Annotated in this window: 23 protein-coding genes, 2 tRNA genes and 1 pseudogene; 17 read left to right on the top strand and 9 right to left on the bottom strand. The window is 65.4% G+C overall.

Going from position 1 to position 24,861, the window contains the following annotated elements:
* Positions 1-9: 9 nt before the first annotated feature.
* Entirely contained in the window at positions 10-846 is an 837-nt protein-coding gene (locus AC1DW2_RS02255; protein ID WP_014494217.1) for a DUF72 domain-containing protein, read from the bottom strand.
* A 101-nt stretch (positions 847-947) separates the two neighbouring features.
* On the opposite strand from AC1DW2_RS02255, the gene AC1DW2_RS02250 reads away from it, so the two are divergent.
* From AC1DW2_RS02250 to AC1DW2_RS02235, 4 genes are all read left to right on the top strand, one after another.
* Positions 948-1,331 (top strand): hypothetical protein, encoded by a 384-nt coding sequence (locus AC1DW2_RS02250; protein WP_063982423.1) that lies wholly within the window; start codon positions 948-950, stop codon positions 1,329-1,331.
* A gap of 155 nt (positions 1,332-1,486) precedes the next feature.
* Positions 1,487-1,687, top strand: coding sequence for a hypothetical protein (locus AC1DW2_RS02245; RefSeq protein WP_063982424.1), 201 nt, complete (start codon positions 1,487-1,489; stop codon positions 1,685-1,687).
* Between the two features lie 271 nt (positions 1,688-1,958).
* The gene (locus AC1DW2_RS02240; RefSeq protein ID WP_283016969.1) at positions 1,959-3,092 is read left to right on the top strand and encodes a glycosyltransferase family 2 protein; all 1,134 of its coding nucleotides are present in this window, start codon (positions 1,959-1,961) and stop codon (positions 3,090-3,092) included.
* Between the two features lie 6 nt (positions 3,093-3,098).
* Positions 3,099-4,601: a glycosyltransferase family 39 protein gene (locus tag AC1DW2_RS02235; protein ID WP_477005137.1), complete on the top strand. Its 1,503-nt coding sequence runs from the start codon at positions 3,099-3,101 to the stop codon at positions 4,599-4,601.
* 13 nt (positions 4,602-4,614) lie between these two features.
* Here AC1DW2_RS02235 and AC1DW2_RS02230 read toward each other — a convergent pair whose 3' ends face one another.
* Positions 4,615-6,501, bottom strand: a complete 1,887-nt coding sequence (locus AC1DW2_RS02230) for a CHASE2 domain-containing protein (protein WP_477005136.1) — start codon at positions 6,499-6,501, stop codon at positions 4,615-4,617.
* A gap of 61 nt (positions 6,502-6,562) precedes the next feature.
* On the bottom strand, positions 6,563-7,087 hold the full coding sequence (locus AC1DW2_RS02225) for a FecR domain-containing protein (protein WP_477005135.1): 525 nt from the start codon (positions 7,085-7,087) through the stop codon (positions 6,563-6,565).
* A gap of 657 nt (positions 7,088-7,744) precedes the next feature.
* Between AC1DW2_RS02225 and AC1DW2_RS02220 the strand changes: the two genes are divergently transcribed.
* Entirely contained in the window at positions 7,745-8,836 is a 1,092-nt protein-coding gene (locus tag AC1DW2_RS02220) for a DUF2778 domain-containing protein (RefSeq protein WP_166342460.1), read from the top strand.
* Positions 8,837-8,896: 60 nt separating this feature from the next.
* On the opposite strand, the gene AC1DW2_RS02215 is transcribed toward AC1DW2_RS02220, so the two are convergent.
* Positions 8,897-9,718: an SDR family NAD(P)-dependent oxidoreductase gene (locus tag AC1DW2_RS02215; RefSeq protein ID WP_439035176.1), complete on the bottom strand. Its 822-nt coding sequence runs from the start codon at positions 9,716-9,718 to the stop codon at positions 8,897-8,899.
* A 22-nt stretch (positions 9,719-9,740) separates the two neighbouring features.
* The gene (locus AC1DW2_RS02210; RefSeq protein ID WP_071912511.1) at positions 9,741-10,574 is read right to left on the bottom strand and encodes a MurR/RpiR family transcriptional regulator; all 834 of its coding nucleotides are present in this window, start codon (positions 10,572-10,574) and stop codon (positions 9,741-9,743) included.
* A 136-nt stretch (positions 10,575-10,710) separates the two neighbouring features.
* On the opposite strand from AC1DW2_RS02210, the gene AC1DW2_RS02205 reads away from it, so the two are divergent.
* From AC1DW2_RS02205 to AC1DW2_RS02175, 7 genes are all read left to right on the top strand, one after another.
* Entirely contained in the window at positions 10,711-12,003 is a 1,293-nt protein-coding gene (locus tag AC1DW2_RS02205) for an ABC transporter substrate-binding protein (RefSeq protein ID WP_439035174.1), read from the top strand.
* Positions 12,004-12,106: 103 nt separating this feature from the next.
* A complete protein-coding gene (locus AC1DW2_RS02200; protein WP_014494228.1) occupies positions 12,107-13,027 on the top strand; it encodes a branched-chain amino acid ABC transporter permease in 921 nt (306 codons plus the stop codon).
* Between the two features lie 3 nt (positions 13,028-13,030).
* Positions 13,031-14,074: a branched-chain amino acid ABC transporter permease gene (locus AC1DW2_RS02195; RefSeq protein ID WP_439035173.1), complete on the top strand. Its 1,044-nt coding sequence runs from the start codon at positions 13,031-13,033 to the stop codon at positions 14,072-14,074.
* On the top strand, positions 14,071-14,814 hold the full coding sequence (locus AC1DW2_RS02190) for an ABC transporter ATP-binding protein (RefSeq protein ID WP_028158494.1): 744 nt from the start codon (positions 14,071-14,073) through the stop codon (positions 14,812-14,814). Before AC1DW2_RS02195 ends, AC1DW2_RS02190 begins: the two co-directional genes overlap by 4 nt.
* Positions 14,811-15,512: an ABC transporter ATP-binding protein gene (locus AC1DW2_RS02185; protein WP_283016965.1), complete on the top strand. Its 702-nt coding sequence runs from the start codon at positions 14,811-14,813 to the stop codon at positions 15,510-15,512. The genes AC1DW2_RS02190 and AC1DW2_RS02185 overlap by 4 nt, the downstream gene beginning before the upstream one ends.
* The gene (locus AC1DW2_RS02180; RefSeq protein WP_354096197.1) at positions 15,513-16,160 is read left to right on the top strand and encodes an ATP-binding cassette domain-containing protein; all 648 of its coding nucleotides are present in this window, start codon (positions 15,513-15,515) and stop codon (positions 16,158-16,160) included.
* A 12-nt stretch (positions 16,161-16,172) separates the two neighbouring features.
* A complete protein-coding gene (locus AC1DW2_RS02175; RefSeq protein WP_439035171.1) occupies positions 16,173-17,609 on the top strand; it encodes an NAD-dependent succinate-semialdehyde dehydrogenase in 1,437 nt (478 codons plus the stop codon).
* A 39-nt stretch (positions 17,610-17,648) separates the two neighbouring features.
* Here AC1DW2_RS02175 and AC1DW2_RS02170 read toward each other — a convergent pair whose 3' ends face one another.
* The 3 genes from AC1DW2_RS02170 to AC1DW2_RS02160 all read right to left on the bottom strand — a co-directional run bounded on the left by AC1DW2_RS02170 (position 17,649) and on the right by AC1DW2_RS02160 (position 20,367).
* On the bottom strand, positions 17,649-19,013 hold the full coding sequence (locus tag AC1DW2_RS02170) for a caspase family protein (RefSeq protein ID WP_439035170.1): 1,365 nt from the start codon (positions 19,011-19,013) through the stop codon (positions 17,649-17,651).
* 109 nt (positions 19,014-19,122) lie between these two features.
* On the bottom strand, positions 19,123-19,761 hold the full coding sequence (locus tag AC1DW2_RS02165) for a glutathione binding-like protein (protein ID WP_439035169.1): 639 nt from the start codon (positions 19,759-19,761) through the stop codon (positions 19,123-19,125).
* A 12-nt stretch (positions 19,762-19,773) separates the two neighbouring features.
* Positions 19,774-20,367: a cysteine hydrolase family protein gene (locus tag AC1DW2_RS02160; protein ID WP_439035168.1), complete on the bottom strand. Its 594-nt coding sequence runs from the start codon at positions 20,365-20,367 to the stop codon at positions 19,774-19,776.
* A gap of 127 nt (positions 20,368-20,494) precedes the next feature.
* Between AC1DW2_RS02160 and AC1DW2_RS02155 the strand changes: the two are divergent.
* From AC1DW2_RS02155 to lepB, 5 genes and pseudogenes are all read left to right on the top strand, one after another.
* Positions 20,495-21,327 (top strand): annotated as a pseudogene (locus AC1DW2_RS02155) (LysR family transcriptional regulator).
* 193 nt (positions 21,328-21,520) lie between these two features.
* A tRNA-Phe gene (locus AC1DW2_RS02150) sits at positions 21,521-21,590 on the top strand.
* 4 nt (positions 21,591-21,594) lie between these two features.
* Positions 21,595-21,660 (top strand) — tRNA-Asn (locus AC1DW2_RS02145).
* Between the two features lie 339 nt (positions 21,661-21,999).
* Positions 22,000-23,151, top strand: a complete 1,152-nt coding sequence (locus AC1DW2_RS02140) for a slipin family protein (protein WP_477005134.1) — start codon at positions 22,000-22,002, stop codon at positions 23,149-23,151.
* Positions 23,152-23,313: 162 nt separating this feature from the next.
* Entirely contained in the window at positions 23,314-24,060 is a 747-nt protein-coding gene (gene lepB, locus AC1DW2_RS02135) for a signal peptidase I (RefSeq protein WP_063982443.1), read from the top strand.
* A gap of 96 nt (positions 24,061-24,156) precedes the next feature.
* Here the strand turns inward: lepB and AC1DW2_RS02130 are convergent, their stop codons facing one another.
* Positions 24,157-24,774, bottom strand: coding sequence for an SEL1-like repeat protein (locus tag AC1DW2_RS02130; RefSeq protein WP_439035165.1), 618 nt, complete (start codon positions 24,772-24,774; stop codon positions 24,157-24,159).
* Positions 24,775-24,861 lie beyond the last annotated feature (87 nt).

The following is a 24,861-nucleotide window of genomic DNA, read 5'->3' as shown; positions in this document are numbered from 1 at the left end:
GAACCATCCTCAGCTCACCCGCGCGATCAGTTCCATGGCGCCGGCCGGTGCGCGCACCTTGCCCTCGTGGATGACATAGGCGAACACGTCGCGCGGCTCCTTCTTCGGCTTGGCCTTGTCGACCTTCGGCAGATCGTCGGGTTCACTTCCCTCGGCCCAGTCCTGAAAGCGCTTGGCCCAGGCATCGAGCTGCTTCGGCGGATAGCAGGTCTTGATCTCGTCATTGCCCTTCTGGAGCCGTGCATAGACGAAATCGCCGGCGACGTCGGCGATCGCCGGATATTTGCCGTGCTCGGCGAACACGACAGGCGTCTCGAACTCCCGGATCAGCGCGACGAAGTCCGGTGCGCAAAAGCTGTCGTGACGGACCTCGACGACATGGCGCAGCGCGCGCCCCTCGAGCTTGCGCGGCAGCAGCTCCAGGAACTTGCCGAAATCGGCGCCGTCGAACTTTTTCGTCGGCGCGAACTGCCACAGCACCGGTCCGAGATGGTCGCCGAGTTCCAGCACGCCGGAATCATAGAACCGCTTGATGGAATCGCCCGCCTCGGCGAGCACGCGGCGGTTGGTCGCGAAGCGCGGTCCCTTCACCGAGAACACGAAGCCATCGGGCACTTCGCTGGCCCATTTGCGAAAGCTCTCCGGCTTCTGCGAGCCGTAATAGGTGCCGTTGATCTCGATCGAGGTCAGCTTCGAGGCGGCATAGGACAGCTCCTTGGCCTGCGTGAGCTTCTCCGGGTAGAACACGCCGCGCCAGGGCTCGAAGGTCCAGCCGCCGACGCCGATGAAGATGTTGCCGGATTTTTTGGACGCGGTTTTTGCTTTGGCCACGGGAGGGTCTCGCATCGACGGGGAGGGACTTCATCCTAATCAAACCAGATGTGATTGGCCAGTTGCGCCGTCCCGTCTAACGTCGCAACGGGACCCGCGCAAAAAGGAGAACAAGAATGCGGATGCTGATGGTGGGAGCGGCGCTCGTCATGATGACATCTGCTGCCATGACGTTTGGTGCCATGGCCGACGATGACGACGATGCCAAGGGCGCGCAGAAGCTCGCCATGCAGGGCCGCGACGATTACTGGCATTGCCTGGCGCGGGAATATTCGCGCGACTCCAATCAGGGAATGTCGGAACAGGATTTCGGCCGTTCGGTCGCGGGCGCCTGTCCGTCGGAGCGGCAATATTACCGGGTAGCGTTGCTCGACTATCTCACCACGCAATATCCGAACATCGATGCCGGCGCCCATCTCGCCACCGCGAACAGGGCGGTCGAGTCGGCGCAGAAGGACATTGTGACGGCCTTCGTCAAGCACAGGCCGCCCGCAAAGTAGGGCAGTGGCGAATGGCCCATCGCGAAGAGGGCGTGTAAGCCGGCGCTCCTCATTCGCGACGAGCCATTCGCTACTCGCCCCTCCGCGGGGGGCTCTTCCAGCTCCGCGCGCATCCATGGTATCACTGGAGGCATCTGGAACAGGGATGGGCTTCCATGTCGTCTGAGTCGATGGGTGGCATTCTGGGCGCGATCGTCGCGGCGGTCGTGCTTGCGGTCGCCGTCGTATTGGGGCCGATCGGCCAGTACGGCAAGCCGCCCAGGCCGGCAAAGGCCGAGCCGGCTCCGGCCGCAGCGCCCGCTGTCCCGGCCGCCCCCGTGCCGCGTGGGCCGGTGATCAAGGAAGTCCCGAACTAGCAAGGGTCTGAAAAAGAGCCGCTATGCCCCCTTGCGAAGCGGTTTTGCCGTACCTATCTAGCCTCTAACGGCGACGTTGAGCGAAACCTCCGGCGCTGGAACGACCTTGGAATAGCTTGGGCTTGCGCCGGATGTACGCGCGGTCCGCCGTTCCGGGGTCGTTGGCATTTTTGGGCCCTTTTTGGGCCTTTCCCCACAGACCCCCGGCTCGGTAGATCTTGGCAGCGCAACGTCTTGGCAGCGCAGGACGCGGCGGATATACGCTGCCGTCATGAATGAAGCGATCAGACCGGGCTCCGGCACTCCCCCGCAGGCTCAAGAGGCGCCGGAACTGTCGGTCATCGTCCCGACGTTCAACGAGCGCGACAACGTCACGGTGCTGTACCGGCGGCTGGAGGCGACGCTCGCCAACGTCGCCTGGGAAGTCGTGTTCGTCGACGATAATTCGCCCGACGGCACCTGGGACGTCGTGCGCGCGCTGGCGCAGCGCGACAACCGCGTGCGCTGCGTTCGCCGCATCGGCCGCCGTGGCCTGTCGGGCGCTTGCATCGAGGGCATCCTGGCCTCCAGCGCGCCCTATGTGGCCGTGATCGATGCCGACCTCCAGCACGACGAGACGCAACTGCCGAAGATGCTGTTGCTGCTCGCAAGCGACCAGGCCGATCTCGTCGTCGGCAGCCGCTACATCGAGGGCTACAAGAGCGAAGGCTTCAACAAGCAGCGCGCCGGCGCCAGCGCGCTTGCGACCGAACTCGCCAGGAAGGCGTTGCGGGTCGAGATCGCCGATCCCATGAGTGGCTTCTTCATGGTTCGGCGCGACCGTTTCGAGGAGCTCGCGCCGAAGCTGTCGGTGCACGGCTTCAAGATCCTGCTCGACCTCGTCGCGAGCGCGAACGGTAGCTTGCGAGCCGTTGAAATTCCCTACACGTTCGGCGAGCGCCAGCACGGCGAGAGCAAGCTCGATTCCATGGTCGCGCTGGATTTTCTCGGCCTGGTGCTGGCCAAGTTCACCAACGATGCGGTCTCGCTGCGCTTCATCCTGTTCGCGATGGTCGGCGGCATCGGCCTCGTGGTGCATCTGACGACGCTGTTCATCGCCCTTCAGCTGTTCAAGGCGCCGTTCGCGGAGGCGCAGGCCGCAGGCGCCATCGTCGCCATGACCAGCAACTTCGCCCTCAACAACTTCCTCACCTATCGCGACCAGCGGCTGAAGGGCTTTGCGCTGCTGCGCGGCCTGATCGCCTTCTACATCGTGTGCAGCGTCGGCCTGCTCGCCAATGTCGGCGTCGCCTTCTCGGTCTACGACCAGGAGCCGATCTGGTGGCTGGCCGGCATGGCCGGCGCGCTGATGGGCGTGGTGTGGAACTACGCGATGTCCGGACTGTTCGTCTGGCGCAAGAAATAGCTCGATATGGGCGGGGCTGACGCGCGGATTGTCCGCAATACCGCGCTGGTGATCGTCGCGCTGGTCGGCTTGCGGCTGGTCGCGGCCGCGGTCACGCCGATCACCTTCGACGAAGCCTATTACTGGATGTGGTCGAAGAACCTCGCCGGAGGATATTACGACCACCCGCCGATGGTCGCCTATGTGATCCGCGCCGGCACCATGATCGCCGGCGACACCGAGCTCGGCGTCCGCGTGTTCTCGATCCTGCTCGCGCTGCCGATGAGCTACGCGATCTACCGCTCCGCCGCCATCCTGTTCGGCGGCGCGCGGGTGGCTGCGACCAGCGCCATCCTGCTCAACGTGACCATGATGGCCTCGGTGGGCACGCTGATCGTCACGCCGGATGCGCCGCTGCTGGTTGCCTCCAGCTTCGTGCTGTTCTTCCTCGCCAAGGTGCTGGAGACCGGCCGCGGCGTCTGGTGGCTCGCCGTCGGCGCGGCGGTCGGCGCGGCGCTGCTGTCGAAATACACCGCGATGTTCTTTGGCGCCGCGATCCTGATCTGGCTTGCGGCCGTGCCGAAACTGCGGCGCTGGTTCCTCTCGCCCTGGCCCTATCTCGGCGGTCTCGTTGCGTTCGCGCTGTTCTCACCGGTGATCCTGTGGAATGCGGATCATCAATGGGTCTCGTTCGTAAAGCAGCTCGGCCGCGCGAAGATCGAGGACTTCCGTCCTGTCTTCATCGCCGAGCTGATCCCGACCCAGATCGCCTTCGCGACGCCGCTGGTCTTCATCCTCGGCGCGATGGGCCTGCACGCGCTGACCTGGCGCCGGGCCGGCGCGCTGGCCTCGCGTTTGCTGACCGAGACGCTGTTCTGGACCATCGTCGTCTATTTCGTCTGGCATTCGCTGCATGCCCGCGTCGAGGCCAACTGGTTCGCGCCGGTCTATCCGCCCTTCATCGTTGCCGCGGCCGCCGCCGCCAATCTCGTGCCGTGGCAACCACGCGCGCGCCGCGTCGCGGATTTCTGCCTGCGCTGGGCCGCGCCCGTGGGCATCGTGATGTTTGCCGCGCTGATCGTGCAGGCCAACACCGGCTGGCTGTCGGGCTATCGCCGCGACGCGACGGTGCGCAGCGTCGGCGTCGGCTGGCGCGAGCTCGCCGCCGAGATCGAGGCGGTGCGCGCGCGCAGTGGCGCGACCTGCGTGCTCGCGCAGGACTACGGCACCACGGGCTGGCTCGCCTTTTACCTGCCGCGCGGCACCTGCGTGCTGCAGCAGAACCAGCGCATCCGCTGGGTCAACATGCCCGAGCCCGATCCAAAGCTGCTTGCCGGCAAGCTGATCTCTGTCGACGAGCTGCGCCCGGACGGCCATCCCGCCCTCGACGAGCTCTTCGCGAAGGTGACGCAAATTGCGCAATTGCAGCGCAAGCGCGGGCCGCTCGTGATCGAGACCTACGGCATTGATCTGCTCGAAGGCGCCAAGGGCGACGTGCTCGACCGCTCGCCGCCGCCGGAAGCGCGGTAGGCGGCCCCAAAAATCAGTCGATCATCTCGGCCCTGGCGGTGGCCTGGCTCGGCCCGTTCTGGTCGCGCCAGAACCAGACGGTCACGACGCCGGAGCGGCCGCGGACCTGGGTGAGCAGGGGACCTGACAGAATGCCGTCGGGAGCGCCGTGGAAGTCGGCCGCATCCAGCAGCGTATCGCTGAGCGCGAGCCGCGCACAGTTCTGGGCGGCAACCTCCATCAAGCGGTTCGCGACGTTGACCGTGTCGCCCGTCGCCGTGATGTGCTGGTGGCTTTCGCCGAGGCGGGAGGCGATGATCGGGCCGAAATGCGCGCCGATCTTGAAACCGAGCTGGCCGCGGAGGGCAGGCGGCAGCGAAGCGATCCAGCGATCGACGCTGCGATACAGGTCGATCGAGCATTGCAGCGCGCGCGCGGCGTCGTCGGGCATCGCGTGTGGCAGTCCGAACAGGATCATGGCGCCGTCGCCGAGAAAGCCGGTGATCAGGCCGCCGCAATCGACCGCGGCCTTGTCGATCAGCGCGTGAAATGCCCTCAGCAGATGCTGCAGCTCGTCCGGATCGATCCGTTCGCTGAGCGTCGTGAAACCGGAGAGATCGATGAAGACGACGGCCGCACGCTGCCGGACCGGCCTGGACAGGAAATTCGGATCGCGCGTCAGCCATTCCTGCACGGCGGGCGCCTGGAATTGCGCCAGCGACCTGCTCTTGGCGGCAAAATATTGCGTGCGGCGGCCGCCGGCCCACAGCTGCACGCCGGCAAAGACCGCGACCGGCGGCACCGCGGCGGCAAGTGTCGTCGCGGCGTTCAGCCAAACGCCGTGCGTGAAGGCGAACAGATTGAGCCCGGCCCAGGCGATCATCACCGCGGCGGCCGCGACGATGCCGGGCGCGCTGCGCCGCCAGGCGAGCAGGCCGACCAGCAGCATCGGCAAAAGGATCGCGAAAAGCGCGTCGGCGATGTGGACCTTGCGGTCGCGCACGATGCCGTCACCGGCGACGAGATGGGTGATCGCGGTCGAGATCACCTCGACGCCGGGCATCAGGGAATCGAACGGCGTCGGATAGAAGTCGCCGCCGCCGGCGACCGCGGCGCCGATCACGACGATGCGGTTCTCGATCGCCGCGCGATTGAGCGTGCCGTCGAAGATGCTCTGCGCGCTGACGGTGCGGATGGTGCGGCGCGGGCCGTAATAGGTGATCGGCAGCGCGAAATCGCTGTCGGTCGAGACCGCGCGATCGCCGAGCATGAGATGATCCGGCGCGATCGTCAGCGGCTTGTCGAGCGCGCGCGCCGCGACCCGCAAGGGAAACGACAGCTCGACCTTGTCGCGGGTCCGGAACAGCATCGGCACCGAAAGCGGCGAGCCCGACTGCCCCGTCGCGACGTTGACGACGCCGACCTCGGCGTGATCGGCGAAGGCGGGCAGCGGCAGCAGGAAGCGCTCGGCCTGCGGCAGCGCGGCGAGGGGGCCTTCGCTGTCCGGCGCCACAGTCTCGCTGGCGGTCGGGAAGATCGCCGCGGCGGCGAGCACCATGGGACCGGTGGCGAGCGTGTTGGCCAGCGTCGCGTCGCCGATCGCAGCGCTGCGGTCGACCAGGAGCAGGTCGATCGCGACGACCTTCGGCTTGAACTGCACGATGGTGTCGACGACGCGCGCGAGATCGGCGCGCGGCAGCGGATAGCTGCCGCCGCGCTTCACGACGGTGTCGTCGATCGCAACGATAGTGACGAGATCGGGCGGAGCCTGCACGCCGCGGACCTGGGTCCGCCAATCCGTCAGCGTCGCCTCGAGCCGATCGAGAAAGCGCAGATGACCGTTGGCGTGGCCGGCATAGATGCCGGCACCCCACAGCGCGGTGAGGACGAGTGCCACCAGAATCTGAACGCGTCTAGTCATTACGTAATGCAATCTTCTTTGTCGCCCGGGCGTTGCTGCGCGGGCCTTAATTGTCCAGGCCTTATTGACCCAGTCTTGCCATCAGCGCGTCGACGCGCGGCTGGCCCCAGGTCTTGACGGTCAACGGGCCCGTTGCCTCGACATCGACGCCTTGGCCCGGTCCGAGCACGACGCCGCGTCCACGAGCCCTGCGGCTCACACCGACACGGCCATCAGCAACGAAGACCGCGGTCTTGGCCTCAGCGACATCGACGGCCCATTTGGTCCCGCGCACTGCGGCGATCGCCTGCGGCGTCAGCACCTTGAAGGGATTGCCGCCGGGCTTCTTGGGCGCCTCGATCAGCAGCGCCTTGCTGCTCAACTCCACGGAGTCAATATGTCCGTCGCGGTTGGCGTCCTTAAGTTCAAATCTGGCGCCGTTTTCCGCAACGATGGTGATGCCGTTGTCGCAGCGCCACACTTGCGTGCCCGCAGCCGATGGCGATGCCGTGCAGCCGACATTGGCAACCGGCTGTGCGTTCGCAGACCCGATCAACTGAAACAACCACGCCAGAGCGAAAATACCGGCGCCCGCGATCCCTCTCATGCCAGCCTCCGTTTGCGTGCTTGGCACAGTTCAAAGCGATGTTGATACGGTACCGTATCACACGCAGAGGCTGCTGAAAAGTGCCGCTCTCGGAGCTATTTCCTCGGTGCGGTCTTTTCCAGTCCGGCGCGATCAACTTTCAGTCAGGGCGCCGTGCCGCGTGAGCACTCTGTGCGCGATGTGTGATGTGGGACGGGCTCTGCCGCCACCCTGCTGACACCCGCTGGAGAGGGAAGCGCGCACCAGCCTCGCGCAACGCTTCCCCGCTATTGTCCAGGTATTGAAGACCACGAAAACGACTTGGTTGGATGGCCTTAGAGGGGCGGCCTGTGACGTCCGTCGAACGCGCCGAACCGGCCGAGAATTATGGTTAACAGATGCTGCTAAGTCCGTAGTTCTGCGGACTTTTTTCTCGAAATGGGACAGCGTTAACGCGGTGCCTCACATCTGCCCGAACTTAATCTGCATTTAACTAAAAGTCGCCTTAATGACGCTCCGCCCTCCTGCGAGATGCTGTTCCCGGATCGTGACCAGCGGCACTTCGAAGGGGGACTGAGTGACACCGTCCTGGACGCAAGGCGAATGAGTACGAGTATCGCTGCGCAGAGTAACGCGGCACGGAAGTCCAAGAATTCTCTTCGGAAGCCTTCCCGGAAAATGACCACCACCAATTGGCTGGGCGCCGCGGCGATCGGCTGCGTCGTGATGGGCGCCGGCTGGACCATCTACAGCAACGTCCTCGGCGCCAGCGTCTATCCGACCGTCGGCAGCATTGGCTACGACGAGCCCGTGATCAAGCGCGCGCCCAGGGTGGCGCTGCGTGAGGCCGGCGAGGCCATCAGGGACACCTTTGCGCTGCTGCCCGACCGGCTCCAGGTCGCAGCCCCGATCTCGCGCGAGATGTTCAACGAGCGCTTTGCCGCGGCCGCGACCCAGGGCGTGGCGTCGAATGCGAGCGCCGCGCCCGCAACCCAGGTCGCCGTCGCCAAGGAAGCGTCGAAGGACGCCCCCAAGCAGAGCGTGATCGCGAAGGTCGCGGACGCGCTGAAACCGGCAGCACCGGCCAAGATTGCCGACAAAACTGCGGACAAGGCCAAGCGCGCGCCGGATGCGCAGATGCAACTGGCTTCGGCCGATCCGGCCGAGATCGTGCCGGCGCCCGAGGCGAAGCCGAAATCGTTTGCCGATCGCGCCAAGGCCGCGGTGATGTCGATCACCGGTCCGCGCCAGTCGATGGTCGAGAAGCTATGGGGCAAGCGCGAGCCGTCCGGCGGGCTGCTGGCCTATGCCTCGGCCGACGCCAGCGTGACCGCGTCCATCGCGCCGAGGGAGCAGAACCCCATGCTCGGCGGTTCGGCGCCCTATGAGCGCGACACGGCGGTCTACGACATCACCGCCAAGATGGTTTACCTGCCCGACGGCACCAAGCTCGAGGCGCATTCCGGCCTCGGCTCCAATCTCGACGATCCGCGCTCCTCGCGCGTCCGCATGCGCGGCGTGACGCCGCCGCACATCTACACGCTGAAGCCGCGCGAAGCGTTGTTCCATGGCGTGCCGGCGCTGCGCCTGACCCCGATCGGCGGCGAGAGCGCGATCTACGGCCGCGACGGCCTGCTCGCCCACACCTTCATGCTCGGGCCGAACGGCGATTCCAACGGCTGTGTGTCGTTCAAGGACTATTACGCGTTCCTCGACGCCTACCGCAACAAGGGCATCCGCAAGCTCGCGGTGCTGGCGCGGGTCGAGTAATCTCAGTCAATTCGCGATGATCTCAAAGGGCCGCTTGCAGCGGCCCTTTTCTTTTCTGATTTAGCCTGGCCAGCATTGTCCGCCGCCGTCGATCCTGAGCACCTGGCCCGAGACGAAGGCGCCCATGGGGCCTGCAAAGAACTCGACGACGCGGGCGACCTCGTCGACGGTCGCGATGCGGTCGAGCGTGCCGGTCTCGACCATCCTGTCGGGGTCCACCGCGCGCGTGCCGAGGAAACGGCCGGTGCGGGTATCGCCGGGCGCGATGCAGTTGACGGCGATGTCGTAGGCGCGGAGCTGGTCGGCCAGGCATCGCGTGTAGTGGGTCACGCCAGCCTTCGACACCGCATAGATCGAGCCCTGGGTGCGCCCCTTGAACGCGGCGACCGAGCCGAGCGTGACGATGCGGCCGCGGCGCCGCTCCATCATGCCCTTCGCGACCGCCTGGCAGGTCAGGATGGTCGAGAGCAGATTGCGCTCCAGCACCGCGCGCACATCGGCCTCCTTGATGTTCACCGCGTCGTTCGGGTCGGGCTTGCCACCGGCGGCTGCGATGTCGCCGCCGGCATTGTGCACGAGGATGTCGATCGGGCCGAGCGCGGCCTCCGTCTCGGCGATCACGCGCGCGATGTCCTCGCCCCTTGTGAGGTCGCCGAGCACGCGCTGGCTGCGGACGCCGAATTGCTGGCCGATCTCTGCGGCCACCGCGGTGAGGGTGGTGCCCTCGCCATATTCCGCCGGTCCGTTCTCGCGCATGCCGTGGATGGCGACGTCGGCGCCGAGCGCGGCGAGCTTCTCTGCAAAGGCACGGCCGAGCCCGCGTCCCGCGCCGGTCACCAGCGCCACGTGTCCTGACAATACTTTCCCGTCATGTGCAGCCATGATCTTCTCCTGTTATGAAACGTCAGTCCGCCGCGAGATCGAGCCCGATCGCCATCGCCTGCACGAGGCACATCGGTGCGACCAGCGTGCGCAGCGCCGGCTCGGGCATGTCCTGGATCTCGAACACGACGCTCGCGCCTTCGACGATCGGGCTCAAGAGGCTGTCGGTGATGGAAATCGTGGGCACGCCTCGCGCAACGAGTTCGGGAAATAGCCGCGCCGTATCCGGATAGTAGTTCCGGAAGCTGATCGCGACCAGCGCGTCCTCCGTGGTTGCGGCATGCGACTGCTCGTGGATGCTGCCGCCCGTGCCGTCGAGCAGGACGACGCGGCGTCCGAGCTTGCGCAGCACGTAGGCGAGGTGGGTCGCAACCGGAAACGAGCCGCCGAGGCCGAGCAGATAGATGTCGCGCGCTTTCGCAAGGATCGCAGTTGCCGCGTCGAGCTCGCGCGCATGCACGGACTGGCTCAGCGTCACCAGCGACGATTGCGCCTCCGAGACGAAGCGGGACAGCACCGCGGCCGGCTGGCGGCCGAGCACCGATTTTTCCTCGCTCTTCATGCGGGCGAGCCGCGCCTTGTAGCTTGGCGCGACGCCGGCAACGAGGCGTGAGCGGAATACCTGCTGCATCTCGGTGAAGCCGCCGAAGCCGAGCGCATGGGCGAAGCGAACGATCGCCGAGGGCGGCACGCCCGAGCGCTGCGCCACCTCGGCCACGGTGCCGAGCGCGACATCGGTCGGGTGATCGAGCACAAACTCCGCGATCTGTTGCAGCCGGCCGGACAGCGCCCGGTGCCGCTGCGCAATGGCGCCGCGCAGCTCGTCGTAGCTCATCGCGCCTTGTGCCTTGTTCATCGTCTCGGGTCTCCAGATCGGTCGCCTGTTTAACGGCATTTCACCGTTTGGATCAAATATTCCACTTTACATAATAAATGGAATGAATATTCTAATTGCACAAAAAAGCAAAAGACTTCGAAAACGGGAGGAAACGATGAGAGGGCGTCAGATCTCACGGCGAAGCGTTCTGAAGGGCAGCTTGATGGCCAGCGTCATCGGCGGCACCGGCAGCTTCTTCGGGCCGTGGAAAGAGAATCACGCGTGGGCGCAAGGCGCGAAGCCGATCAAGCTCGGCCTGACCTGCGACGCCAGCGGCCAATACGGCAACAGCGGCCAGGATGATTTCCGCGGCATCAAGATGGCGATCGACGAGGTCAACGCCAAAGGCGGCGTGCTCGGCCGCCAGGTCTCGTTCATCACCGCGGACACCGAGACGACGCCGGCGACAGGCAGCCGCGTCGCCGAGCGGTTCATCACCCGCGAGGACTGCACCATCCTGATCGGCGCGCTGCATTCCGGCGTCGCCAACGCGATCACCCAGGTCGCCAGCAAATACGGTGTGATCTACATGAACACCAATTCCTCCGCGCCGAGCGAGGCCGGGGAGAATTGCTCGCGCGTGAAATTCGTCTGGGACGGCAACGGCACCAATTTCTCCAAGGCGTCGGTCAAGAACGCGGTCGATTCCATCGGCAAGAACTGGATGCTGCTGACCAATGACTACGTCTGGGGTCACACGACGTCCGCCGCGACCAAGGCGCAGGTCGAGGCTGCCGGCGGCAAGATCATCGACAATTTGCTGGTGCCTCAGAACACCCGCGACTTCACCGCCTACCTCCTGAAGATCCAACAAGCAAAGCCCGACGTGGTCGCGACTGCGATCGGCGGTGACGACATCAAGGCGCTACGCGAGCAGGTGGCGCAACTCAAGCTCGACGGCAAGCCCGCCTGGATCAACAACCAGCAGGACTGGCCCGATGTCTGGGGCGCGCCCGACAGCCTGTTCGGCGTGTTCGGCACGACCTGGTATCACAAGCTGCAGCTGCCCGGCGTCGCCGACTTCGTCAGGAAATGGCAGGCCGCCAACAAGGACGGCCCGATCCCGGTGCCGGGCAACGTCTCCTACAACGGCTATATGAGCACGCGCGAATTGCTGCGTGCGATCGAGCGGGCAGGGTCGACCAACAACGTCAAGATCATCAAGGAGCTCGAGAACCTGAAAGTCTCGGCGACCGACCGCATGCAGCATTTCGACGCCTACATGGATCCCATGACGCATCAGATGCAGCAGACGATCTATCTGGCGCGGCGCAACGCCAAGCCGGCCGACAACACCGATCTGTTCGAGATCATCAGTTGGACGGAGCCCAAATCGGCCGCCGATGACGCTGCTCCCGGCAAGTGCAAGCTCACGCCCTACGAACAGGTGCCGACCGTCGACTCCTAGAGACGGTGCGTCGCGTCGTGGAATGAGCGGCGCGCATGTCGCGCGCCGCAGCCCGGGCCTTCGAGGGCTTGGGGGAGCAATGCCAGTTGCGAGAGTCAAAACCTTGTTCGACCTTCTTCCGCATCTCCTGAACGGCCTGACGCTCGGCCTGTTGTTCGCGCTGATCGCGCTCGGCTTCATGCTCATTGTCGGGCTGATGGAGCAGATCAACCTTGCGCATGGGTCCCTGTTCGCGCTCGGGGCCTATGTCGCCATGCAGCTCACCGGACCGCGCCCGCCATTGCCGGCCGATCTTGCGAAAGCGTGGCTCGCGCTGCCGCTGGGCTGGCGCTATGCCGCGACGCTCGTGATCGCGCCCGTGATCGTGAGCCTCGTCGGCATGCTGATCGAGCTCTGCATGCGGCGGACCTACGGCAAGGATCCGCTGTACGGACTGCTCCTGACCTTCGGCGCCGCGATGGTGATCGAGGAGCTGATCCGCCTGGTCTGGGGCACGCGCGACTATGTGCTGCAAGTGCCGTCCGCCATCAATGGCGGCTTCCTGTTCGGCGACCTGATCTGGTCAACCTATCGCTTCTACGCGGCGGGGATCGCGGCCGGGATCATCGGCCTGGTCTGGCTGTTGATCGAAAAGACCTCGTTCGGCGCAACCGTCAAGGCCGGCGCCCATGACAGCGAGATCGTCCGCGCGCTTGGCATCAACCTGTCGCGCTTGCGGCTGCTGGTCTTCGTGTTCGGCACGATGCTGGCCGCGATCGCGGGCATTATCGTTGCGCCGATCTGGGGCATCCGTCCGCATATGGGCGTCGATGCCGTCATCCCCGCGTTCCTGGTGATCGTGCTCGGCGGCGTCGGCAGCTTTTGGGGCGCGGTCGTGGCGGGGCTGCTGGTCGGACTCTGTGTCGGCCTTGCCGGCGCTTACGCGTCCGAATGGTCGCTGTTGTCGATGTACATCCTGCTGGTCGCCGTCGTGACGTTCCGTGCGCGCGGTTTGTGGGGCAAGAAAAGCGTGCTCGAGGCCTAGGGAATGATTGTGGGATCAAAATCGTCATCCGACGCTGCGCGCCTCGTCACGCCGACGATGCTGGTGCTCTGGCTCGTGCTCGCAACCGTGCCGCTCTGGATCACGCGGATCGGGCTCTATCCCTATCTCGGGATCGAGATCCTGATCTGGTCGCTCTATGCGCTTGCGTTCAACCTGGTGCTGGGCACGGCCGGACTTCCCTCGTTCGGACATGGCGCCTATTTCGGCATCGGCGCCTATGCGTTCGGGCTCTGCCAGTTCGACATTGTCGCCAATCTCTGGATCTGTCTCGCGGCCGCGGCCGCGGTCGCGGGGCTTGCCGGCGTGCTGGTGGCGCTGTTCATCTCGCACCGGCGCGGCATCTATTATGCCTTCATGACCATCGCCTTCGGCCAGATCTTCTGGACGCTGGCGATCAAGTCGCACCGGATCACCGGCGGTGAGGATGGGCTTCTCAAGATTAAACGGCTGCCGGCCGATTTCGGGCTGGTGTCGTTCGATCTCACCGACAATGTCGCGTTCTACTATTTCGTGCTCGCGGTCTTCGCGGTCGGTACTGCCGTATTGTGGCGGCTGGTGCACTCGCCCTATGGCCGCGTGGTCGCTGCGATCAGGCAGAGCGAGGTTCGCGCCGCCCATCTCGGCTATAACGTGTGGCTCTACAAGGCGTCGGTGTTTGCGCTGTCGGCGGCCGTGTCCGGCTTTGCCGGCGGACTGTTCGCGATGGCGCAGCTCGCCGCATTCCCTGACGTCATGAGCCTGCATCAATCCGGCTACGTCGTGATGATGACGCTGGTCGGTGGCGGGCTCGTCAGTTTCTGGGGGCCGGTGATCGGCGTGTTTCTCTTCCTCACCGCGCGCGACGTGATCGGCGCGCTGACCAATGCCTGGATGCTCTATTTCGGTCTGCTGTTCATTGCGATCGTGCTGTTCCGCCCCGAGGGCATCGCCGGCGCGCTCTCGGCCGCCGCGCAGCGGTACTCACTCAACGCGCTGCGGCGGCGCGGCACCTCCGCGATGCGACTGCTGGTCGGGGGCGGGCGATGAGCATGATCGAGGCCGCAGGTGTGCACGTTCGCTTCGGCGATCGCGTCGTGCTGGAAAGCGTCGATCTCGCGGTTGCCGAGGGCGAGTTTCACGGCGTGATGGGTCCCAACGGCGCGGGCAAGACCACCTTCTTCAACGTCCTCACCGGCAGGGTGAAACCGAGCCGCGGCCGAGTCCTGCTCGGCGGCGAGGACGTCACGGGATTGAGCCCGCACCGCATCGCCGCCAAGGGCATCGCCCGCTCGTTTCAGATCATGACCCTGTTCGACGAATTCTCCGCCCGCGACAACGTCATGATGGGCTTGCCCGCGTTTCGCGCCCGTGGCCTCGATATCGCGCGGGCGGCGGCTGGAGATCGCAGGTTTGCCGAGCAGGCATCCGAAGCGCTCGCCGCGGTCGGGCTTGCCGACAAGGGCGATGTCCGTGCCAAGGACCTGTCCTATGGCGACCGCCGCGCACTCGAGATCGCGGTCGCGCTGGCGCAGGCCCCGCGCGTGCTGTGCCTGGACGAGCCGACCTCCGGCCTCGGCTCCGACGGCGTGCAGCGGCTGGCCGCTCTGGTGGCGCGCCTGAAGGGCCGGCTGACCATCGTCGCCATCGAGCACGACATGGAGTTCCTGTTCTCGCTCGCCGATCGCATCTCGGTCATCCATTGGGGCCAGGTGGTGGCGCGCGGCACGCCGCACGAGCTGCAGCAGAACGAATGGGTGCGTCGCTCCAATCTCGGGAAATTCGCATGATCCTCGAAGTGGATGGGGTCGATACCTTCTACGGCGAGACCCAGGCGCTGTTCGGCGCCTCGCTCGCTATCGAGCACGCCAAGGTGTTTGCACTGCTCGGGCCGAACGGCGCCGGCAAGACCACCATGCTCCGTTCGATTCTCGGGCTGACCCGCCCGCGCCGCGGCGCGGTTCGCTTCGACGGGCATGACGTGACGCGCGATCCGACCCACGAGATCGCGCGCGCCGGCATCGGCTGGGTGCCCGACGACCGGCGGCTGTGCCCGACCTTGTCGGTGGCGCGCAACCTCACCATCGCGCAGAAGCGCACGCGCTTTCGCAATTGGAGCGTCAAGGAGGCCGCCGCGATCTTCTCGCCGCTCGAATATCTCATGGAGCGCGACTGCGAGAACCTGTCGGGTGGCGAGATGCAGATGGTTGCCATTGCGCGCGCGCTGGTCGGCTCGCCGGGACTGGTCCTGTTCGACGAGCCGAGCCAGGGTCTTGCGCCAAAGATCGTCGGCGACGTGCTCGCGACCATTTTGCGCATGAAAGAGGAGGGGATCGCCTCGCTGGTCGTGGAACAGAATGCGGAGATCGCGCTCTCGGTCGCAGACCACGCCGCGGTGATCGACCGTGGCAGGATCGTCTGGACCGGTGAGGCCGCGACCTTGCGTGATGATCGCGCCCTTCGTCAGCGCTTGCTGGGAGTACAATAGGTGGCCGCACCGCTGCTCGTTCTCGATGACGTTCGCAAGGTCTACACAAGGGGCCGCGTCATCCGCCGTCCGACGTTCACGCTTCAGGCAAACCTGTCGCTGGAGGAGCCGGGTATCGTCGGCGTGGTCGGGCCGAACGGCGCCGGCAAGACGACCTTGTTCGAGATGATGACCGGTTCCAACGTGCCGACCTCGGGCCGCGTGCTGGTCGCGGGCACCGATATCCACGGTGTCAAATACCGCGAGCGCGACCGGCTCGCGATCCACTATCACCAGTCCTATCAGGTCAGGCGGTTTCGCAAGCGCGTTCCGTCCGCCTTGCTGGCGCCGTCGCCGACAAAAACGCCGCTGGTTCACTTGTTCGACGAACCGCAGTTCAACCTGCAGGACGGCTATATCGGCTTCATGCTCGATTTCTTCCGCAAGCTGCGCGACGAGGGCAGGCTGGTCGTGCTCTGCATGCATCCGACAGCTAGCTGGCACCTCGACATCCTCGCCGAGATCGCCGGGCAATTCCTGTTCGTCGCCGGCGGCGGGGTGACGCGGATGGCGGACTTCCGCACGCTCGCCGCCGAGCCGCGCTTCCGCGTCTATCTCGGACCGGAGATGACGCGCGCCGCGGACGCGATCTGTCACAGCTCGACCTAAAAGGAGATTCCGTTGGCCTATTCGAACACGCAGCTTTTCATTGCCGGCAAATGGCGCCCGGCCCATTCGGGCAAAGCGATCGAGGTGCGCAATCCCGCGACCGAGGAGGTGATCGGCACCGTCGCGCATGCTGGCCAATCCGATCTCGACGAGGCGCTCGTCGCCGCTTCCGCCGGCTTCAAGGTCTGGCGTAACGTTGCCCCCTTCGAGCGCTGCCGGATCATGCGCAAGGCCGCCGCGATCATGCGCGAGCGCAATGACGAAATCGCGCCGCTGCTGACGATGGAGCAGGGCAAGACGCTGGGCGAGGCCAGGATGGAGGCGATGGCCGCCGCTGACGTGATCGAGTGGTTCGCGGAGGAGGCCAAGCGCGCCTATGGCCGATTGATCCCCGCGCGCGGCCCCGGCATCTACCAGATCGCGATGAAGGAGCCGGTCGGCCCGGTCGCCGCGTTCACGCCGTGGAATTTCCCGATCAACCAGGTCGTGCGCAAGCTTTCCGCGGCGCTCGCTGCCGGTTGCTCGATCATCGTCAAGGCGCCGGAGGAGACACCAGCTTCGCCCGCGCAGTTGATCCGCGCGTTTGCGGACGCGGGCGTGCCCGACGGCGTCATCAACCTCGTCTACGGCGTGCCGTCGGAGATCTCCGAATATCTGATCCCGCATCCGGTGATCCGGAAAATCTCCTTCACGGGCTCGACCCATGTTGGCAAGCAGCTCAATGCGCTTGCGGGCCTGCACATGAAGCGCGCCACCATGGAGCTCGGCGGCCATGCGCCGGCGATCGTCTTTGGGGATGCCGACGTCGCGTCGGCCGCGAAGATCCTGGCGGCGGCGAAATATCGCAACGCCGGCCAGGTCTGCATCTCGCCGACGCGGATGCTGGTGCAGGACGATGTGTTCCGCGAATTCGTCGACAAATTCGTCGACAGCGCCAAGGCGTTCAAGGTCGGCAATGGCCTCGATCCCGAGTCCAAAATGGGCTCGCTCGCCAATCCGCGCCGCGTCACCGCCATCGAAGGCATGGTGCAGGATGCCGTCGGCAAGGGCGCCAGGCTCGAGACCGGCGGCAAGCGTGTCGGCAACAAGGGCCATTTCTTCGAGCCGACCGTGGTGAGCGATGTGCCGAAGGATGCGCGCGCGATGAACGAGGAGCCGTTCGGCCCGCTCGCCCTGATCTCCCGCTTCTCGTCATTCGACGACGTGGTCGAGGAGGCCAATCGGCTGCCCTTTGGCCTTGCCTCTTACGCCTTCACCAGCTCGGCCAAGACGGCGGCTGCGATCGGCGCGGCGGTCGAGGCCGGCATGATGTCGATCAACAGCTTTGGTCTGGCACTGCCCGAAGTGCCGTTCGGCGGCATCAAGGATTCCGGCTACGGCTCGGAAGGCGGCACCGAGGCGATGGATGGCTACTTCAACACCAAGTTCATCAGCCAGACGGGCGTGTGAGCGGGCGTTGCACGCGAGGCCGCGCGATCATCGCGCGGCTTAGCGCTTGACGAAAACCAGGTTGCAGGCACGCGCCTCGTTGCGCTTGCCGCTGCCGCGGGTGCGATCGAACTGCGCGTCGACCGTGAAGGCATAAGGAGAGCCGGGTGCGAGGTTATTGAGTGTGTAGGTGCTCGCCCCGGTCGTGCCACGTGCGCTCAAGGTCGTCTTGCCGTCCGCGGGGATCTGGCCGTCGATCTCCAGCCGATTGACACCGCCCGGACCCTGCACCTCGGCGTGAAACACGCCATTGGTCACGGTGGCGACCAGGGGCCTGGTGAAGCCCTGCGCCTTGCCGGAAGCCGGGCAGTTCAACGTCACGTCCCAGCTGCCGTCGAAATCCTTGCTTCCCGTGGTTCTGGCGTTGCCGGAAGGCGCCAGCGCCACTTTCTGCTTCAGGCCCTCAATGCGTCCCTTGGCGAGGGTGGCGAAGATGCAGTTCGGGAATCTCGCGAGATGATCCTCAAAGGCACCCAGCGTGCCGATGCCCTCAGCAGCCTTCCAGTGCGCCTCGGCGGCCGCGCAGGGATCGGCCTTCGGTGCAGCTTGGGGGGCCGCCGGCGCGACCGTGACCGACACAGGCCCGTTCAGATAGAACTTGCCGATGATCGACAGCGAGAGCTCCGGCAGCTGGGTCTTGCCGCTGGAGTCATAGACGTCGCTGCTGATGTCGCGAAAGACGTCGCCGATTTCCTGCGGCTCCTCGATGTGCTTCAGGAACGCAGTCGTGTAGGGGCTGTTGCGGCCGACGCCATCGGCGGCGACCTGCCCTGATTGTGTCGAGAACGACACGATCGTGCCGCGCGGTGCCTCGACCTTCGACAGGCCTCGTCCGATCGAGGCGGCGCGCGTCGAGCCTGCAGAGCGCTTCAAGGTTTCGGCCAGCGGATTGTCGCGGCAGGAATCAAGCACGAGGATGCGCAAATTCTTGGCCTGCTGCAAATCGTTCACGATGTCGTCGACACGTACGAAGCGTTTCAGGTCCGCCTCATCCGTCAGCACGGCGTCGACGGGCATCAGATAGTTCACGCCGTTGTACTGCATCGCATGGCCGCTGTAGTAGAACATCGCGACGTCGGCACGGCTCGCGGCGCGCGCGAACCGGATGGTCAGGTCCTGCATGTCGGCCTGGCGCAGGTCGATACCCTGGAACACCTCGAAACCGCTGCGCTTGAGCGAGGCTGCGACGTCTTCGGCATCGTGCGACGGGTTGGGTAGCTGCGCCGTAGAGAGGTAAGCGCCGTTGCCAATCACCAGCGCGACCCGCGTGTCCGCCGATGCGGGGCCAAGGCTCAGCCCAAGGCTCAGCCAGAGGGCGAGGAGGGTCAGGAAAAACGGACGCAAAATTCCAGAAGGAGCACGCATGAATGCCTTCCAGGGAAATATCGAAAAATATCCCCCAGATTAGCGCATGTCGTGTCGGTATCAATGCCCTCGCTGTGGACCGGTCAGATTTGGCGACCGTGACATCCTGTCACGCCGGGTTTGCCGCCACCGTCTTGCGTAGCTCCATCTCGGTCGCAATCGCGTCCCGCACGCTGGGCCGCGCCTGCATGCGCGCGAGATAGGCCGACAGGCTTGGCCATTGCGCGATGTCGACGCCCGCGGGACGGAGCAGCAGCAAGGCCCAGGTGAGGTGGGCATCCGCGACGGTGAAGCCGTTGCCGACGAGGAATTCGCGGTCCGCGAGATGCGCCGATGGCACCGCCAATGTCTGCGTGATCCTTGCACGCGGCTTGGCGAGCGAGCTGTCGTCCTTGTACCAGAAGGTCGGAAACAGGAATGCCTTGTGGATCTCGGTGCCGATGAAGCTCAGCCATTCCTGCAGGCGGTAGCGGTCGGGATCGCCGAGCCGGGGCGCAAGGCCCGCCTCCGGCTTCGCATCGGCGATGTATTGCAGCACCGCCGCGCTTTCGGTCAGCCGTTCGCCGTTCTCCAGCACCAGGACCGGCACCGCGCCCTTTGGCGACACGCCGCGGAAATCGCCGTCGTCGTCCGCGACCGTCTTGGTCCGGAGATGCACCAGATGATAGCGCGCGTCGAGGCCGGCTTCCATCAGCGCGATGCGGCTCGCAAGCGAGCAGGCCATCGGCGAGAAATAGAGCTGCAGCATCGGGTTGCTCCGTTATTTCAGCGCATCGCCGCGCGCGATGATCGCGAAGCGGTCGGACAGCTCGGCGAGCGCAACCTCGTGGATGGTTCGGGCGTCCAGCGTGCCGCCGCGGCCGTCGGGCAGGTCGCGCGTGGCGCAGGCATCGGCGTCAACAGTCGTGCGAAAGCCGAGGTCGAGCGCGGCACGGGCGGTGGAGCTGACGCACATATGCGTCATGAAGCCGGCCAGTACGATGTTCTTCCTGTCGGTTGCGGCAAGGCGCGCCTGCAGATCAGTGCCGGCAAATGCATTGGGCAACTCCTTCTCGATCACCAGCTCGCCGGCACGGGGGCTCAGCTCGGCGACGATGGCACCGCGGTCGGCGCCGCGATCGAACAGGCTGCCGGCCTTGCCGCGATGGGCGATATGGATGATCGCGGCTCCGCTCTCGCGTGCCCGTGCCAGGAGCGTAGCCGCCCGCGCGATCGCGGGCCGGGCGTCGGGCAGAGCGAGGGGACCTGCGAGATATTCGTTCTGGATATCGATCAGCACCAGCGCGGCGTCGCCAAGACGCGGCGGGTTCAGATCGGCACCGGCGAGCTGCAGCAGGGTCTTTGCGGTCGTCATGGTCTGGAAATCTCCGGGGCAAAAGGCTGCACAAACATAGCCCCGGGAATGCCTGCCGATATGCAGGGATATTGCAGCGGGTGGCTGCGATATTGCAGGCTGCTCCCGGCCGGTATAGCCTGACGCAATGAACTGGGACGATCTGCGTATCATCGCCGCCGTCAGGGACGAGGGCACCTACGCGGGCGCCAGCGCGCGGCTGCGCATCGACGAGACGACGGTCGGGCGCAGGCTCTCGCGCATCGAGCGTGCGCTCGGTTTGCGTCTGTTCGAGGCCGCGGACGGCGTCCGCCGGCCGACGCGGAGTTGCGAGGCGGTGCTGGCGCATGTCGAGGCGATGGCCGCACATGCCGCCGAGATCGGTCGCGTTGGCGCGAGCCTGGCAGGTCCGGTGGGCCGCCTGCGCATCGCCTCCACCAACACGTTCGCCGAGGAGGTGCTGTCGCCGCGCGCGAGCGACTTCCTGCGCGCCAATCCCGGCCTGACGCTGCAATTCCTCACCTCGAGCGAGAACGTCAAGTTCTCGCGCTGGGAGGCCGATCTCGCCATCCGACTGCGCAAACCCGACAAGGGTGATTTCGCGATCTCCAGGCTCGGCGAGATCCGCATTTATTATTTCGAGCCTGTTGCGACCGAGGGCGAACCGGTGCTGTGCGCCTATCCGGATGAACTCGGTGCCATTCCCGAGATGCAATTCCTGCGCATGAAGCAAGCCCATGCGCGCTGCGTCACCGACAACGTTCGCGTCATCCGTAACTGATCCGCGCGCATCGGGCCGCCGGCGTGTTGCCGGAGTATGTTTGCGCGGACTTGCTCGGCGATCGCCGCCTGCGCGCCACGCTGCTGCCGAAGCGGCGCGACGCCTGGCTGCTGGTGCAAAACCATCTCAAGCGCGATCCCGCGACGCGTGTCACGATCGACTGGGTGAGGGCGAGTTTTCAGGAAACGTCGCGCGGTTGACGTCACATCGCATTGTGATCATCGCGTCACAGTGCGGAGTGCGTGACGAAAAATCTTGGCTTTCCCCCTTGCAACCCGAACGTGCTTCGTCTATTAGCGCCCTCCTTCGCTAGGCCATGGGTTCGGGCTCTCTGAGATCCCGACTGGCGCGGGCCGCTCTGCGGTTTCGTGTTCCGCCGAATGAAGGGCAAACGCAGGACGTAGCTCATGGAGAGCGTCGGGCTGAACACCCGAAGGCATCGGTTCGATTCCGGTCTCTTGCACAAAGGATAGCTCAGTTTGGTAGAGCAGATGACTGTTACTCATCCTGTCGCGGGTTCGAATCCCGCTCCAGCGCTCCGTTTCAGCCTGAAAAGCTGATACCTCTGACGAGGACCGGACGCGCGCTTCAGTCGCAGTCCGGCCGTTTTGCCGAAAGGCATTCCGTCCGAACCTAGACACTGTGAGACCGGCTTTGCGCCGCGGGTCGATACCGCTTGCGCTGATGCCGGGTGGCTCCGCATGACCGCTCGACACGCGTCGAGCGATCGCGCGCGCGCGCCCGTCATCGTGCAAGCTCAAGCCCCGGCCCGCCGATCTCTAGGGAAGCGTCGTCCGCGTCCTCACGTCCTTTGCAAACGAAACCTGCTATCCGGCCGCGTGCGGCCGGAGGCAACATGATGGAGGCGTGCCATGACCTGGCATTTGCTGATGCTGAACGTGACGGTGAAGGATGGCGAGTGTGCGTTGCTCACGCGCAACGGACAGCTCGTGCGCGTGCTCGCGCCCGGCAAGCACCGGCTGTTCGATCCCCTGCACGAGCTGAAGGCCGAGGTGCTCGACGTGGTGCGCAGCGAATTCCCCGCGGATCGCTACGCGGTGCTGAAGGCCGCGCGGCCTGATCTGGCCGCTGAGCTGTTCGAGGCGATCGAGACCAAGGCGGACGAGATCGCCATCGTCAGCCTCGACGGCCGGCCCGTGCATCTGATGACGCCCTGGCAGGTGCGCGTCTACTGGAAGGTCGCGACCCGCATCGATGTCGAGCGCATCGATGTGTCCGCCGATCCCCGGGTTGGCGCGCGGCACCTGACCATGATCGAGCGCAACCGCTCGACCGTCGTGATGGAAGCGGTGGTCGAGAACCACGAGGCGGGCCTGCTCTATGTCGAGGGCCGGCTCGTGGAGCGGCTTGCGCCCGGCCGGCACGCCTTCTGGACCGTCGGCCGCAAGATCGAGGTGAAGCGCCTCGACCTGCGGCCCCAGGCGGTCGAGATCACTGCGCAGGAGATGCTGACCAAGGATCGCATCGCGCTGCGGGTGACGCTGACGGCGTTCCGCAGGATCGTCGATCCCGAGCGCACGGTTGCGACCGTGGCCGACGTGGATGCGTGGCTGTACCGGCTGGTGCAGTTCGCGATCCGCGAGGCGGTGGCGGGCCGGACGCTGGACGAGGTGCTGTCTGCGAAGGCGGCGCTGGATGCAGAGCTGCGCGACTATGTGCGGGCACGCGTCGCAGAGTCCGGCGTGGAGGTAACCGAGCTCGGCGTCAAGGACGTGATCCTGCCCGGCGAGATCCGGGAGCTGGTGAACAAGGTGGTGGAGGCGGAGCGGGTCGCGAAGGCGAACCTGATCCGCCGGCAGGAGGAGACCGCGGCGACGCGTTCGCTCCTGAACACCGCCCGCCTGATGGAGGAGAACCCCCTGCTGCTGCGGCTCAAGGAGCTGGAGTCGCTGGAGCGGCTGGTCGAGAAGGTCGGCCGCATCGACCTCCACGCCGGCAACGGCGAGGGCCTCGATGCCCTCCTGACCCGGCTCGTGCGCCTGAAGGCGCCCGAGAGCGCATGAAGCAGAAGGGCCGCCCACGGGCGGCCCTTCACATGTTCATTGTCGACGCTTGCGATGAACGCGTGCGCGCGCCTGTGCGACCAAACCATGAGTGGGTATTGCACGCGCGCGAAGGTTGCGTAATCTCACGGTGACGACCACAATCTCGATCATGGCAAGCGAATGACCACTCTTCAGCAAACGATCGGCCCTACGGCCCGGCCGCGGGAATGGAAAGCGATCGTCGTCCTGATCCTGTTGATCCCGGTGCTGTGGTCGCCGCCGTTCCTGTTTCGCTTCTTCCTGTATCAGCCGTTCAACATTCCTTCCGGCTCGATGACCCCGACGCTGGTCGTCGGCGACTACGTCTTCGCCGCAAAATATGCCTATGGCTACGGCCGCTATTCCTTTCCGTTCGCGCCGTCATGGATCTCGGGCCGCTTCCGGGCCGCCGATCCGGAACACGGCGACGTCGTCGTATTCCGCTCGTCGAAGGGGACTTCGGCCGACTATGTCAAGCGCGTGGTCGGGTTGCCAGGCGACCGCATCCAGATGCGGAAGGGGCAACTCATCCTGAACGATCGCCCCGTGACGCGCGTCCCTCTGAAGGAGGTGCCCGCGGGTTCTGCCTGCGGCACCGATGATGGCGCGAAGGTCAAGCGCTGGCGCGAGACGCTGCCGAGCGGCGCGTCCTACATAACCTACGACTGCGTCGACAACGGTTATCTCGACAACACGGACGTCTTCACAGTGCCCCCCGGCCATTTCTTCGCGCTCGGCGACAACCGCGACAACTCGTCCGACAGCCGGCTGATGTCAGTGATGGGTTTCATCCCGATGGACAATCTCATCGGCAAGGTGACGCGGATCATCTGGTCGCTCGACGAAGACGGCGAGCCGCACATGGAGCGGCTGGGGAAGGTGTGGTGAGGGGCGCCGCCGTCATTCCGGGGCGGCGCGTAGCGCCGAGCCCGGAATTCATTCGTCCGCAAGGTTCGTTTCCCGAAGGTCGTCGGGCCGAGCCCTTCAGTCGCCAATCTCTTTCAGAAAGGCCTTCGCGTTTGCGCAGGCTTCGTCCGTGTCGCCAAAGCGGCAGGATTTCGCCAAGAAACGCCGCGCCCGGTCGTTGTTCTTTTCGACGCCGATACCTTTGATCAAGTGAAATCCCATCATCGTGCATGCCCAGGGATCGTCTCGGCCGCATGCCAGTTCATACGTCCGATTGGGACAGGCATAGTCGCCGCTGTCTTCCATGCTGGCGGCAACGTTCGTACAGCCTGAAGCAACGCCGAGCTTGCAGGCCCTCAGAAACAGCGCATCGGAGAGCGGCCCGGTCTTGATCATCCGCTGGACGACGAGTGCGGCTGCGTAGCAGTCGCTCGCGTTGCCCGCCCGACAGCGATCAAGGCACTGCTCCGCCGCAGCCGAGCATCCTTCGATCGAAAAAGCAGGTGCGCCCGCGTTCGCCGGCATGGAGTCAGCGGGGCATTGCTCGGCTCGCGGAAGCCAATCCGGCCATGTCCCTTCCATCTTCCCAATCGCGTCATTGTTGTCCGCCGCGTCTAGGGGCGTCGGCGCGGAAAGGCCCGCAGCGGAGATGATGACAAGGGCTGCCAGCAGCGGACGTATCTTGCGGTGCGGCATTGCAATTCTCGTCAGGGCTCCACGGGATCCTGCAGCATTAGTGATCCGAAGGATACACCTTTGAATTGTAGGTGCGCTCGCAGGTCG

This window comes from Bradyrhizobium sp. P3_C3 (genome assembly GCF_056402655.1).
The sequence above is the reverse complement of the archived record's forward strand: the minus strand, read 5'-3'. Positions and strand labels throughout refer to the sequence as shown.